This is a genomic window from Rhizobiales bacterium NRL2, assembly GCA_001664005.1.
In the GTDB taxonomy this organism is placed as follows: Bacteria; Pseudomonadota; Alphaproteobacteria; order Minwuiales; family Minwuiaceae; genus Minwuia.
In genome coordinates this window covers 3312772-3326266 of sequence record CP016093.1, presented here as the reverse complement: position 1 = coordinate 3326266, position 13495 = coordinate 3312772, and the positions used below count along the sequence as shown (strand labels likewise).

The 13495-nt window shown below is 68.6% G+C and carries 14 protein-coding genes; 5 read left to right on the top strand and 9 right to left on the bottom strand.

Annotated features, from left to right (window positions below):
- Complete coding sequence (locus TEF_15500; protein ANK82037.1) at positions 1–372, top strand: hypothetical protein; 372 nt, start codon at positions 1–3, stop codon at positions 370–372.
- Here TEF_15500 and gabD read toward each other — a convergent pair.
- The 9 genes from gabD to TEF_15455 all read right to left on the bottom strand — a co-directional run bounded on the left by gabD (position 369) and on the right by TEF_15455 (position 8652).
- Positions 369–1796, bottom strand: a complete 1428-nt coding sequence (gene gabD / locus TEF_15495) for a succinate-semialdehyde dehydrogenase (NADP(+)) (GenBank protein ID ANK82036.1) — start codon at positions 1794–1796, stop codon at positions 369–371. The genes TEF_15500 and gabD overlap by 4 nt on opposite strands.
- A gap of 67 nt (positions 1797–1863) precedes the next feature.
- Positions 1864–2823 (bottom strand): lipase, encoded by a 960-nt coding sequence (locus TEF_15490; protein ID ANK82035.1) that lies wholly within the window; start codon positions 2821–2823, stop codon positions 1864–1866.
- A gap of 107 nt (positions 2824–2930) precedes the next feature.
- Positions 2931–3878, bottom strand: a complete 948-nt coding sequence (locus TEF_15485) for a sodium:calcium antiporter (GenBank protein ID ANK83532.1) — start codon at positions 3876–3878, stop codon at positions 2931–2933.
- A gap of 115 nt (positions 3879–3993) precedes the next feature.
- Positions 3994–4851, bottom strand: a complete 858-nt coding sequence (locus tag TEF_15480; protein ANK82034.1) for a hypothetical protein — start codon at positions 4849–4851, stop codon at positions 3994–3996.
- 15 nt (positions 4852–4866) lie between these two features.
- Positions 4867–5082 (bottom strand): hypothetical protein, encoded by a 216-nt coding sequence (locus TEF_15475; protein ANK82033.1) that lies wholly within the window; start codon positions 5080–5082, stop codon positions 4867–4869.
- Positions 5083–5269: 187 nt separating this feature from the next.
- Complete coding sequence (locus TEF_15470; GenBank protein ID ANK82032.1) at positions 5270–6049, bottom strand: hypothetical protein; 780 nt, start codon at positions 6047–6049, stop codon at positions 5270–5272.
- Positions 6050–6070: 21 nt separating this feature from the next.
- Positions 6071–7168 (bottom strand): molybdenum ABC transporter ATP-binding protein, encoded by a 1098-nt coding sequence (locus TEF_15465; protein ID ANK82031.1) that lies wholly within the window; start codon positions 7166–7168, stop codon positions 6071–6073.
- On the bottom strand, positions 7165–7860 hold the full coding sequence (locus TEF_15460) for a molybdate ABC transporter permease (protein ID ANK82030.1): 696 nt from the start codon (positions 7858–7860) through the stop codon (positions 7165–7167). Before TEF_15460 ends, TEF_15465 begins: the two co-directional genes overlap by 4 nt.
- A 9-nt stretch (positions 7861–7869) precedes the next feature.
- A complete protein-coding gene (locus TEF_15455) occupies positions 7870–8652 on the bottom strand; it encodes a molybdate ABC transporter substrate-binding protein (protein ANK82029.1) in 783 nt (260 codons plus the stop codon).
- A gap of 284 nt (positions 8653–8936) precedes the next feature.
- Here TEF_15455 and TEF_15450 point away from each other — a divergent pair, with 284 nt between their 5' ends.
- The 4 genes from TEF_15450 to TEF_15435 all read left to right on the top strand — a co-directional run bounded on the left by TEF_15450 (position 8937) and on the right by TEF_15435 (position 13493).
- Positions 8937–9902, top strand: a complete 966-nt coding sequence (locus tag TEF_15450) for a BMP family ABC transporter substrate-binding protein (GenBank protein ID ANK82028.1) — start codon at positions 8937–8939, stop codon at positions 9900–9902.
- Between the two features lie 74 nt (positions 9903–9976).
- A complete protein-coding gene (locus tag TEF_15445; GenBank protein ID ANK82027.1) occupies positions 9977–11509 on the top strand; it encodes an ABC transporter ATP-binding protein in 1533 nt (510 codons plus the stop codon).
- Positions 11506–12579, top strand: a complete 1074-nt coding sequence (locus TEF_15440) for an ABC transporter permease (GenBank protein ANK82026.1) — start codon at positions 11506–11508, stop codon at positions 12577–12579. The genes TEF_15445 and TEF_15440 overlap by 4 nt, the downstream gene beginning before the upstream one ends.
- Positions 12576–13493, top strand: coding sequence for an ABC transporter permease (locus TEF_15435; protein ID ANK82025.1), 918 nt, complete (start codon positions 12576–12578; stop codon positions 13491–13493). The genes TEF_15440 and TEF_15435 overlap by 4 nt, the downstream gene beginning before the upstream one ends.
- The last annotated feature ends 2 nt before the right edge of the window (positions 13494–13495 follow it).

Sequence of the window (13495 nt, the reverse complement as noted above, 5' to 3'; positions counted from 1 at the left end):
ATGCGCCTGTTCTATCTCGGACTGGGGTTCTTCTCGCTCGGCGGCGGCATCGCCGGCATCGTCCTGCCGCTGGTGCCGACGACACCCTTCCTGCTGCTCGCCGCCTTCGCCTTCGCGCGGTCCAGCCCGCGTCTGCACCACTGGCTGACCGGGCATCCCAGGTTGGGCCCGCCGATCGCGCACTGGCGCGAGGGCGGTTGCATCGCGCCCCGGATCAAGGCCATCGCGGTCGCCGCCATGCTGGTTGTGCTCGCCGGAGGCTGGGCGGCCGGGCTTTCGAACACGGTAATCGCGATCCAGGCCGCTGTGCTCGGCCTGGTGGCGCTGTTCATCCTGACCCGGCCGCATCCGGCCGGCTCGACCGAAAACTAGATCGAGAAACCGCCCAGCTTCGTCTCCAGGTACTCGGCGATGCCTTCGCGCGCGCCCTCGCGGCCCAGGCCCGAGTCCTTCATGCCGCCGAAGGGCGCCGCCGCGGCGCTGGGATTGATGTCGTTGATCCCGATGATGCCGAAGTCCAGCCCTTCGAACATGCGGAAGGCGCGGCCGATATCGCGGGTGTAGACATAGGCGGCGAGGCCGTAATGGGTGTCGTTGGCGAGGCTCAGCGCCTCCTCCTCGTCATCGAAGGGAATGATCGGCGCGACGGGGCCGAAGGTCTCCTCGCGGTAGATCTCCATCTGGTTGTTGACGCCGTGCAGGATCGTCGGCGCGTAGAAGAAACCGCCGCCAAGCGCGCCCTCGGTCAGACGGTGGCCACCCAGGACCACGTCCGCGCCCTTCGCCTTCGCGTCGTCGACCTGACGGGCCACCTTGTCGACAGCGGCGGCATTGACCAGCGGGCCGATGGCGACACTCTCGTCGAAGCCGGAGCCTGCCTTCATCTTGCTCACGCGACCCGCCAGCGTCTCGGTGAAGGCGTCGGCCTGGGAGCTGTGGACGTAGAGCCTGTTGGGGCTGATGCAGGCCTGACCGGTATTGAGGAACTTCACCAGCTGCGCGCCCTTGGCGGCATGAACCGGGTCCGCGTCCTTGAAGACGATGAAGGGCGCATGGCCCCCCAGTTCGCAGGAGACGCGCTTCATGTTCGCCGCGGCCTGGCCGGCCAGCATGCGGCCGACCGCGGTGGAGCCGGTGAAGGTCAGCTTGCGCACCTTGGGATTGGTCGTGAATTCCTCGCCGATGGGTTTCGGATCCAGGGCCGTAACCAGGTTGATCACCCCGTCCGGGACGCCGGCCTCGGTCAGGATCTTGAAGACCTCGATGGCGCAGAGCGGCGTCGCCTCCGCCGGCTTCAGCACCACCGTGCAGCCCGCGGCCAGCGCCGGCCCGACCTTCCGCGTGATCATGGAGACGGGGTAGTTCCACGGCGTGATCGCGGCCACGACGCCGACCGGCTGATGCAGCACGATGAAGCGCTGGTCGGCCCGCGGCGAAGGGATGGTCTCGCCGTAGTTCCGCTTGGCCTCCTCGGAGAACCAGAGCAGGAAGTCGGCGCCGTACTGGACCTCGGTGCGCGCGGCGCGGAGCGGCTTGCCCTGCTCTTCGGTCATGGTCCGCGCCAGGTGCTCCTTGCGCTCGATCATCAGGTCGTAGGCCCGGCGCAGGACTTCAGCGCGGTGATAGGCCGTGGTTCCGGCCCAGTCGCGGAAGGCGCCGTGGGCGGCGTCGATGGCGCGACGGGCCGCCTCGCGGTCGCCGTCCGGCACTTCCTTGATGGTTTCGCCGGTCGCCGGATTGACGACGGAGAAGGTCTTGCCCGAGGCCGCCTCGGTCCATGCGCCCTGAATGAACATCGTTCTCGCTCCCCTTGGTCCGCAGTTTCCGCTGTCTAGCCGAAGCCGCGCCGCCGCGACAGTCCCGTCAGCCGTCCAGCGCGCGCTTCAGCGCGTCGAGCCGCGCCGCCCATATCCGGCGGCTGAGCTTCGCCCCGGGCGCAAAGGTCTCCGAAGCGTGGAAGGCGCCGGGCCAGAGATGGAACTCGCAGGGGACGCCCGCCTGAATCAGACGCTGCGCGAAGGCGATGTTCTCGTCGCGGAAGAGGTCCATGTCGCCGACGTCCATGTAGGTCGGCGGCAGGCCGGCGAGGTTCTCCATTCGGGCCGGCGCGGCGTAGCCGTCGGCCGGTTTGCCGCCCAGGTACCAGTCCCAGGCTTCCAGATTTCCGGGCCGGTCCCAGACGCCGATGTCGACGATCTCGTGGCTGGACGGTGTTTCGTTGCGGTCGTCGATCATCGGATAGAATGGCATCATGAAGCAGAGCCCCGGACCGCCGCGGTCGCGGGCCATCAGCGCCGTCGCGATGGTCAGTCCGCCACCGGCGCTGCCGCCGTTGATCGCGAGGCGGTCGCGCCGGATGCCGAGTTCTTCGGCATTGTCCGCCATCCATTTCAGCGCGGCATAACAGTCCTCGACCGCCGCCGGGTAGGGATCCTCCGGCGCCAGCCGGTAGTCGACCGAGACGAAGACCGCCTGGCTGACCTCGCACATGCGGATGGCCGAGAGTTCGCCCATCTGGAGGTCGCCCATGATCATGCCGCCGCCATGGATGTAGCAGACGGCGGGCAGCGGCCCCCCGGCCCCGACGGGCCGGTAGATGCGCACCGCGACGTCCGGCGCGCCCTGGGGCCCGGGGATGGTGCGGTCCTCGATCGAGACGTTCGGGTTCGGCTCGATGTGGGCGGTCATCTCCCGCATCGTGTCGCTCAGCTTCCGCCGCCGTGCGCCGATCTCGGCAATGCCGTTCAGTCCGCCGGGCATCGCCTCAAGCAGGACCTTCAGGCCCTCCCGCGATTCCGGATCGATCCGGTCCAGTGCCGACATGCTTCTTCTCCCCTTGAAGCCGGTTTCTCCCCTGAGGCGAGGCTAGCGCAGGCCGGGGGTCCCGCAAACCGGTCAGGACGGGGAGGGCCCGCGCGGGAGACGCAGACCTATGTCTGGATCACGACCAGTCCGATATAGGCCATGTAGCCGGCCAGCAGCGCGCCGCCCTCGAAGCGGTTCACCCGGAGTCCGGTGACCGCCATGACCATCATCGCCACGGTCGCGGCGAGCATCGCCCAGATGTCGAACGCCGCGATCACCTCGGGCACGGCGATGGGTTGCAGGATCGCGGTGACGCCCAGGATGCCGAAGATGTTGTAGATGTTGCTGCCCAGGATGTTACCGAGCGCGACGTCGCCCTGACGCCGGATGGCCGCGACGACGGAGGTCACCAGCTCGGGCAGCGAGGTGCCGACCGCGACGACGGTGAGCCCGATCGTCGCCTCGGAGACGCCTGCCAGCTGCGCCAGGTCGATGGCGGCGGCCACCAGCATCTTCGCGCCGAAGACCGTCAGCGCCAGACCGCCCAGGAAGAGCGGCCCGGCTACCCATAACCGCTCCGACCGGAGCGGCGCCGGCGCCGGCAGGTCCACCTCGGCGGCAAGGCCGGGCACGGTGCGCTCGGCGCGATAGGCGACGATCAGATAGACGATGAGGCCGGCGATCAGACCGACGCCGACCAGGCGGCTCATTTCCCCGTACAGCACCACGGCGGCGCAGGCGATGGCGGCGATGGTCATGACCACGCCATCGCGGCGCAGCGAGTTCAGGCTGGCCTGGACGGGCCGGATCAGCGCGGCGAGACCCAGGATCAGCAGGATGTTGGCAATATTGCTGCCGACGACATTGCCGACGGCGATACCGGGCGAGCCGACCAGGGCGGCCTCCACGCTGGTGACGAGTTCCGGCATGGAGGTGCCGAAACCGACAAGGGTGAGGCCGATGAGCAGGGGCGAGACGCCGAGCCGGCGGGCGAGGCCGACGGCGCCGCGGACGAGCATGTCGCCGCCCAGAACGAGAAGAACCAGACCGGCGGCGAGTTCGAGGAAGCTCATGAAGGGGACCATTCGAGGAAGGCGCGGCACGGCGGGCGCGCTGTGGTGAACGCGGCGCGAGACATGGTGGTTCGCCGGGCGGAGTGCAATCGGCCGCGTCGGGCGACCGAGGAAATCAGTCGCCCGGCACGCGATAGCCCCGCGGCGGCGGCCGGTATTTCTCGACCTCGAAGTTCACGGCGATCATCCAGTCGGCGTAGTCGGGATCTATGCGCTTCGCCATCTGCAGCAGTTCCTGGCGGAATGGCCCCTCCAGAGGTCCGCCGCGGCCCGGCCAGATGCGGAACTTGATGCGCACGAAACTGCGGCCCGTGCGTGTCGTCTGGCGCGCCATGATTTCCGGCTGGGCCCGGAAGATGCCGGGATAGAGCTCGAGCGCCGTATCAGACAGCAGCGACGCCTCCTGCGCCAGTTGTTCCCCCTTCTCGGTGTCTTCGGGCAGGGTGACGTCGATGAAGCAGCGGACATAGCCCCTGGGGTAGGTGGTGACGTTCAGGATGCTGCGGTTGGGCACGAAGACCTCGGCCCCCATCGGGTTGCGCAGCACCGTGAAGCGCATCCCGAAGCGCTCTACGATGCCCACCTGGCCGCTGACCTCGATGACGTCGCCGATGTCGAACAGGTCGGTGAAGACGATGGTGACGCCGCTGACTACGTCCTGGACCATGCCCTGGGAGCCGAAGGCCACGGCCAGGCCGATGATCGAGGCGCTGGCCAGGTAGGTCGAGAGCGGCACGCCGATTTCGTTCAGGACGAAACCGAAGGCGGTGAAGTAGAGGGCGAAGACCGCGCTGCTGGTGATCAGGCTGATCAGGGTCCGCGTCTTGGTGGAACGTCGGGCCACGCCGCTGGTCATGGCGCGTGCGCTGAGCATGCGGACGGCACGGACGAAGATGTGCGCCGCCACCGCCAGGGCGAGCGCGACGGCGATCCGTTCCCAGCTGGTGAGACCGTTCAGGAACTCAGCCACCAAATTGTCCGCCTCAGCCTACTGGTCGAGCGCCCGGCGGCGTTCCTCGTACTCCTCGCGGTCTATCTCGCCGCGGGCGAAGCGTTCGTCCAGAATATGGCGCGCGCTCGAACGTTGACCGTTTCCGCCGGTAAACGACTGGCCATGGCTGGAACCGAGCCAGCGGACGAGAAGGATGATCAGCGCGATCACGCCACCCCAGAACAGCACCATCATGATTCCGCCGAAGATCATGTGGCCCCAGCCCCAGTCGCCATGACCGTAGCCTTGGGCGATTGCGGCACCTGTACAAGCCAATGTCAGAGCTGCCGTTGCGGCTGCGAAGCCGAGTTTCCGCTTCATCGAGCTGCCTCCTCAATCGATGGGTTGATTCTCGCATGTCCTGCTCAGGCGGGGCATTCGGCAATGAGTCGCGCTGCCTTCAGCGCTTCCGCAGGCCGGCGAAATCCGGCTGCCGGCCCTCGCCGAAGGCGGCGATGGCTTCCAGGTTGACCGGCCCGCCGATCAGCTGGCTGAACGCGGCCTCCTCGCGCCGGCGCGCATTGCGCACGGCCTCGATCCGGGCATCAAGCATCAGCTTCTTGGTGGCTGTCAGGGACTCGACGGGCATGCGGGCGATGCGCGCGGCCAGTTCGCGCGCCGCGTCCATCAGTTCGTGATCGGGCAGCGCGCGCAGGGCGAGGCCGCTTGCCACGGCCTCCCGCGCGTCCATCCAGCCGCCGGTGAACAGAAGCTCCGCCGCCCGGTTCCAGCCCAGCCGCTCCGGCAGCATCAGGCTGCTCGCGGCCTCCGCGGTGACGCCCAGATTGACGAAGGGCGCGCGCAGCTTCGCGCTTTCCGCCATCAGCACGATGTCGCAATGGGGCAGGACAGTCAGGCCGATGCCGACGCCGACGCCGTTGACCGCGGCGATCAGGGGTTTCGGAAAGGACTCGATCGTCGATATGAAGGGACGGAATCCCGCATTCATGCGGCTCTCGTGGTCGCGGTCGTCGGCCAGTTCGGCCAGGTCCTGGCCGGCGGAGAAGGCGCGGCCCGCGCCGGTGAGCAGGACGCAGGCGATCGAACCGTCTCCGGCGGCGGCCCGCAGCGCGCCGGCGGCGGCGTTGTAGAGCTCGTCGTTGAAGGCGTTGAGCTGTTCCGGCCGGTTCAGGCGCAACTCCAGAACGCCGTCGCGGCGGGTCTCCTCGATCACGGCCATGATTACCTCTCCCATAAACGCTCAGCCGGACATGGGCGCCCAGACGTCGCCGCGTGCGACGGCGACGGATTTCAGGATGGCATAGCACGGGGCGCCGGGCGCAAGCTCAAGCGTCTCGGCCGAACGCCGCGTCAGCCGCGCCAGCAGACGCTCTCCGCCGCAGTCGAGCTGCACCATCACCCCGGGACCTTCGCCCCGGCGGACCGCGGCGACGCGGCCGGCGAGGATGTTGAGCGCCGACAGGCCTTCGGGCCGCGTCCGAGACAGGATCACATCCTGGGCGTGGATGCGGACGGCGATGCGCCGCCCCGGCTCGGCCTCGATGCGCGGCAGCAGCAGCCGCCCGCCGGCCGCCTCGAACTCGGTCAGTCCATCGGCGTGATGGGCGACGACGGTCGCGGGGATGATCGCGCCCGCCTCCCGCACACCCAGATCGGGGATGCTGTCGGGTTCCGAAAGGACGGCGGCGGCTGGCCCGGCGGCGGCGACCCGGCCGTCGCGCAGGGTGACCACCGTCGTCGCCAGCCGCGCCACCTCCGGCACCGAATGGCTGACATAGAGAACGGGAACCTCGGTGCGGTCCCGCAGGCGTTCCAGATAGGGCAGGATCTCGGCCTTGCGCGCCTCGTCGAGGGAGGCCAGGGGCTCGTCCATCAGCAGCAGGCGCGGCGCGGCCAGCAGCGCCCTTCCGATCGCCACCCGTTGCTTCTCGCCCCCCGAAAGGGCGCCCGGCCGCCGCGCCAGCAGCGGCTCGATCCCCAGCATGTCGACGATATCGTCAAACCTGTCGTCTTCTGCGCGTCTGCCCGCGAACCAGCGGCCGTAGCGCAGGTTCCGCGCCACGCTGAGATGCGGGAACAGCCGCCCGTCTTGGAAGACATAGCCGACACGGCGCCGGTGCGGCGGCAGCCAGAGGCCGCTTTCGGTGTCGAACAGTTCCCAGCCATTGACGGCGACCCTTCCCGCCTGCGGTCTGAGCAGGCCGGCGACGGCGTTGACCACGGTGGTCTTGCCGGCGCCGGAGCGCCCGAACAGGGCCGTCACGCCCGCCGGCGCCTCGAAGGCGACGTCGAGCTCGAAGCCCGGGAAGCGATGGCGGAGCGCGACCGAGAGGGTCATTGGCCTTGCGCCCGCCGCGTGGCGCGCTGTGCCAGCGTCTCGGAGACCAGCAGTGCGCCCATGGAGATGACGATGGAGACGACGACCAGCCGGAGCGCCGCCGGCTCGCCGCCCGGCACTTGCAGGAAGGTGTAGACGGCTGAGGCTATGGTCTGCGTCTCGCCGGGGATGCTGGAAACGAAGGTGATGGTCGCGCCGAACTCGCCCATCGCCTTGGCGAAGGTGAGCAGCGCGCCGGCGATGACGCCGGGCAGGATCATGGGCAGGGTCACGGTGAGGAAGACCCAGCAGCGGTTGGCGCCCAGCGTACCGGCCGCCTGCTCCAGACCCGGGTCCACCGCCTCCACCGCGATGCGGATTGCCCGCACCATCAGAGGGAAGCCCATGACGGCGGCGGCCAGGGCTGCGCCGGTCCAGCGGAAGGCGAAGACGATGTCGAAGTGCTCGGCCAGGAACGAGCCGACCGCACCCCTTCGGCCGAAGGTCAGCAACAGCAGATAGCCCGTCACCACGGGCGGCATGACCAGCGGCAGATGGACGATGACGTTCAATATCTGGCGGCCGGGAAACCGGCCCCGCGCCAGCAGCAGCGCCGTCGCAACCGCGAGCGGCAGGCTCGCCAGCGTCGCCCAGAAGGCGACCCTGATCGAAAGCGCCACCGCCTGCCAGGCGTCGGGTCCAAGCCAGTCCATGGCTTCCTTCTACCTGATCACGCCGAAACCGTGTCGCTCGAAAATCGCGCGTGCCGCCGGGCCCTTGAGGAACGCGAGGAAGGCTGCGGCGTGGCGATTGCCGCTCTCCGCCGTCACGGCCGCCGGATAGACGATGGGCGGGTGGGTCCCGGCGGCGAAGGTTCCGACGACCGAGACGTTGTCGCTGGCGGCTGCATCGGTGCGGTAGACGATGCCGTATGGCGCTTCGCCGGTGGCGACCAGTGCAAGGGCGGCGCGGACGTTCGGCGCCTGGACGACACGGGCCTCAATCTTGTCCCACAAGCCGAGATTTTCCAGCGCGGCGCGGCCGTAGACGCCTGCGGGGACCGCCTCGACCAGCGCCATCGCCAGCCGCCCGTCACCCAGCAGTGCGGGGAGATCGAGCGATGGTCCCACGTCGACCGGCCCGGCCTCGCGGCCATGGGCGATCAGGACGATGGCGTTGGTCAGCAGATCGACACGTGTTCCGGCGCGGATCAGGCCATCCTGTTCCAGCACGTCCATCCAGTCTGGATTGGCGGAGACGAATATGTCGGCCGGGGCGCCTTGCTGTATCTGACGGGCGAGGGCGGAACTGCCGGCATAGGCGGCGATCGCCGGCTGCCCGGCTTCTGCCCGCCAGGCCGCCATCGCCGCGTCCATCGCGTTCCGCAGGCTGGCCGCGGCGAAGACCGTGACCGGTTCGGCAGCGCGAACCGTGGTCACGAGACCCAGCGCCAGCAGGCACGCGGCCAGTGCACGCACGATTCCGCGTCCGGAGAACAGGCGCATGAACGGCCTCCCGATTTGTCGCCCGATAGCGGCTGGGACTATCGATGGCCACGTGACGGGCTGTCAAACGCGGCGGCAGATCCCGTTTTCCCGGCACTGGTGAAATTCTCGCCAGATGTGGTCTGGCTTCTGCGCAGATTGTATGCAATCCGGCCCTCCTTTTGCCGGAATTTTCGAAAAATGTATTGTTTTCAATAAGTTGATATCCGGCGTGCGTCTTGCTCCTGCGTTGATGTACCGCCCGGCGCCAGGCGCGCCCCGAGGGCCTGAGAGGGAGCTATCAGATGAATTTCACCCGACGCATGTTCATGGCGGCTGCCGCCGCCGCGATGCTGGTCACGGGGCCGGCGCTCGCCGATGAGGCGAAGAAGGTCGGAATCCTCATTCCGGGATCGAAGTCGGACAAGGGCTGGATGGAGTCCGGTTATGACGGTCTCGTCGCCGCACAGGAAAAGTACGGCGACAGGCTGGAAGTCCAGATGATCGAGAACATCAACTACGCCGACATGGAGCAGGCCATCACCCAGCTCGCCATCGGCAACGAACTGGTGATCGGCGTCGGCGGCCAGACCCAGGCGGCGATCTACAAGATCGCGCCGCGCTTCCCCGACACGAGCTTCTCCATCGTCGGCGGTAACGAGGGCGAGGCCCCGGCCAACATCGCCAGCTACGACGTCAAGCAGGCCGAGATCGCCTTCGTCGCCGGCGCCGCCGCGGCGATGCTCTCGACCAACGGCGCGGTCAGCTATGTCGGCGGTATGGAGATCCCCTCCATCGTCAACGCCGGCGCCGAGTTCGGCAACGGCGCGCGCTACATCAACCCCGACATCAAGTACTTCGAGAACTACACCGGCGACTTCGACGACGTGGCCAAGTCCAAGGAGGCGACCCTGGCCGCCATCGCCCAGGGTGCGGATGTCCACTACCACATCCTCAATCTCGGACTGCGCGGCATGGAGCAGGCGGCCCGGGAGAAGAGCACCCACATCATCGGCAGCTACACCGACCGCTGCGGCTCCGATCCTCTGTATGTCGCCTATTCGATCACCGGCGTCGGCTTCCAGGTGCGCTACGCCATCGACGAGCTGATGGCGGGCGAATGGGCCCCCGGCTACAAGCCCTTCGGCCTCGCCATGGGCCCGGAAGCTTCCGACATCGCCGTCTGCGAGAGCTCGGCTGAAATGATGGAGAAGCTGGAGCAGATCAAGGCCGACATCCAGGCCGGCAGGATCAAGGTTCTGGAAGGGTGACACCCGACGCGGGAACCGTGACGGCGTCTCCGGCGGCGGCCCCCGTGGCCGTGGCCGGAGACGCCCGGTTCGCGATGCGCGGCGTCGGCAAGCGCTTCGGCGATTTCGACGCGCTTGCCGATATCGACATCGAATTCCGCGCCGGCGAGATCCACTGCCTGCTGGGCGAAAACGGCGCCGGCAAGTCGACGCTCTGCAATCTGATTTTCGGCGTCCATCAGCCGACGGCGGGGGAGATGCGTTTCGAAGGCGCGCCCTATGCGCCGGCCGGACCGCGCGAGGCGCTGGAGAACGGCATCGCCATGGTTCACCAGCATTTCAGCCTGGTGAACGAGCTCTCGGTGGTGGACAACCTGCTACTGGGCCGGGGGCTGGGCCGGGTCGACCGCGCCGCCTATGCCGCGCGGCTGGCCGAGCTCTCGGCGCTCTACGGTCTCAGTCTCGAGCCGTTCCGCATCGTCGGCGACCTGTCGATTGGGGAGCGCCAGCGTGTCGAGATCGTGAAATGCCTGATGCGCGAGCCCCGGCTGCTGATCCTGGACGAACCTACCGCCGTCCTGCTACCCGACGAGATCGCCGCGCTGATCGAAACCTGCCGCCGGGTCGCCGCCGAAGGCACGGCGGTCGTGCTGGTCACGCACAAGCTGGCGGAGATCAAGCAGGTGGCCAGCCGGGTCTCGGTGCTGCGCGCGGGACATATCGCGACGACCTCCGATAACCCGTCCGGCGAGATCGACCGGCTGGTGAAGGCGATGATCCGCCGCGACGCCGGAAGCCTGGACGCCTCGATGATGTCGACCCTGGGCATGGGCGGCGATACGGCCGCGCCCAGGGCTCGCCGCAGGATGTCGGACGCCGGGGGGCTCGCCCTGCAGGTCGATGGCGTCTCCTTCAGGGACGCCGGCGGCGCGCAACGGCTCGACAATGTGACGCTCACGGTGCGGCCGGGCGAGATCGTCGGCGTCGCCGGCGTCGAAGGCAACGGCCAGAGCGAACTGGGCAGTATCCTCGCCGGTCTGGCGCATCCGAGCGCGGGGCGCTGGTTCGCAGGCGACAGTGAGCTGACAAGAGCCACGCCGTCCCGGATCACGGCCGCCGGTGTCGGCATCGTGCCCGAGGACCGCCACCTCGTCGCCGCCGCGGACGACATGAGCCTCGCCGAGACCATGCTGAACAACAGGATGGGCGCACACACGCGCTTCGGGCTGATCGACCGGCGTTCGGTCCGTGCGGAAGCCGCCGATCTGATCGAGCGCTTCGACGTGCGCGCCGCCGGGCCCGACGTCCGCTTCGGCAGCCTCTCGGGCGGCAATCAGCAGAAGGCGGTGCTGGCGCGGGAACTGACCATGCCGGGACTGAAATTCATGCTGGCCGCGCAGCCGACCCGCGGCCTCGACGTCGGCGCGGTGGAAGCGGTCTACGGCCTGATTCGCGCCGCCTGCGAGAAGGGCGCGGGCGTGCTCCTGATCTCCTCGGAACTGGACGAGATCCTGGCCGTGGCCGACCGGGTGCTGGTGATGTACCGCGGCCGTATCGTCAACGAACGACCCGCCGATCCGTCCGAGAAGGACGCCATCGGCGCCATGATGGCGGGGCAGGGCGCATGAACGCCGCGCTCGCCGCCTCGGGCCGGATCCTGGGTGCGCCGGCGGCCATCCCCGTGCTGGCGGTTCTCGCTGCTTTCGCCGTGGGGCTCCTGCTGATCGTCGCCACGGGGGCGTCGCTGGGTCAGGCGATCTCCGCCTTCAGCCAGGGCGCCTTCGGTTCGGCCTACGCCATCTCGGTCTCGCTCAACCGCGCGACGGTCTACGCCCTGGTCGGCATCGGTTTCGTCATCGCCGCGCGCGCGGGCCTGACCAATGTCGGGGGCGAGGGACAGATCGCCGTCGGCGGCATCGTGGCGACGGCGGTCGCCGTGCATGGCGGGGTCGCGGGCCTGCCGTTGGGCCTGGCCGTCATCCTGCCCGTGCTGGCCGCTTCGCTGGCCGGCGGCCTCTGGGGCGGGCTGGCGGGCGTGCTGAAGGTCAGGGCCGGCACCAATGAGGTCATCTCGACCCTGCTGCTCTCCTTCATCGCCATCTGGATCGTCTACTGGTGCGTCCAGTCGACGGACCTGCTGCGCCAGCCCATGACCAGCGCCGCGACCCTGCCGGAATCGGCGACGGTGCCGGCTTCGACCATGGTGCCGCTGCTGACGGGCTCCTACGCCGCGCCGGTCACCGTCGGCGTCGTGATCGCACTGATCCTCGCCGTCGTCGCGGCGGTCCTGCTGGCGCGCTCCGTGTTCGGCTTCCGTCTCCGCTTTGTCGGGCTCAATCCGACCGCCGCCGCCCGCGCGGGCATACCGGTCGAGCGCATGACCGTGCTGGCCCTGTTCATCGCGGGCGCGCTGGGCGGGTTGGCCGGCGCGATCATGCTGCTGGGCGAACAGCACTCGCTGAAGACCGGTTTTTCGTCGGGCTACGGTTTCGACGGCCTCGTTGTCGGCCTGCTGGCCCGGGGCCGGATTTCCGGCGTCATCGCCGGCGCGTTGCTGTTCGGCTTCCTGCGCTCGGGCGGCATCACCATGGAAATGGCGGCCGGCGTGCCGACGGCGCTGGTGCAGATCGTACAGGGCCTGATCGTGATCTCGATCGCCGGCGCGGCCTACTGGATGGACAGGAGAGCGAGCCGATGAACGAGGAACTGCTGGCGGTCTTCGTGGCCTCCACCATCCGGCTCGCCACGCCGCTCCTTCTGGCCGCGATCGGCGAACTGTTGAGCGAGAAGGCCGGCGTCCTCAACATGTCGGTCGAAGGCATGATGCTGACCGGCGCCTTCGCCGCCGCTGCGGGCGCGTCGCTCTCGGGCAGCCCTGTCGTCGGGCTGGTCTGCGGGCTGGTCGCGGTCATTCCGCTGTCGCTGCTACAGGCGTTCCTGACCAACACGCTCCGCGCCAACCAGATCGTCACCGGCCTGGGCATCAACATTTTCGTGCTCGGCGCGACGACGCTGGGCTACCGCGAGCTGTTCGGCGCGCGCTCGCGGGAGGTCATCCCGGGCTTCGACAAGTGGAACCCGCCGGTCCTGAGCGACATCCCGGTGATCGGGCAGACGATCTTCGAACAGGTCTGGCTGGTCTATCTGGTGATCCCGGTCGCCGTCGCGGTCTGGTATCTGCTCGCCCGCACGGGGCTGGGGGTGGCCATCAAGGCCGCCGGCGCCGCGCCACGGACGGTCGCTCATTCGGGGCTTTCGGTCACGCTGATCCGCTATGGCGTCATCATGGCGACCGGCCTGCTGGCCGCGCTGGGCGGCATCTTCCTCTCCATCGGCGATATCCACACCTTCACCGAGGGGATGACGCGCGGCGCGGGCTATCTCGCCATCGCGGCGGTGATCTTCGGCAACTGGAAGCTGGGTCAGACCATCGTGGCGTGCCTGGTCTTCGGCGCGGCGACGGCGCTGCAGTTCCAGCTGCCCGCGCTGGGCATCGACGCGCCCAACGCGCTGCTGATCATGATGCCCTACCTGCTGGCCTTCATCGCCGTCTCCGGTCTGGTGGGTCGGCAGAGCGCGCCCCGGACCCTGGCCCAGCCGTACTGGAAGTAGCC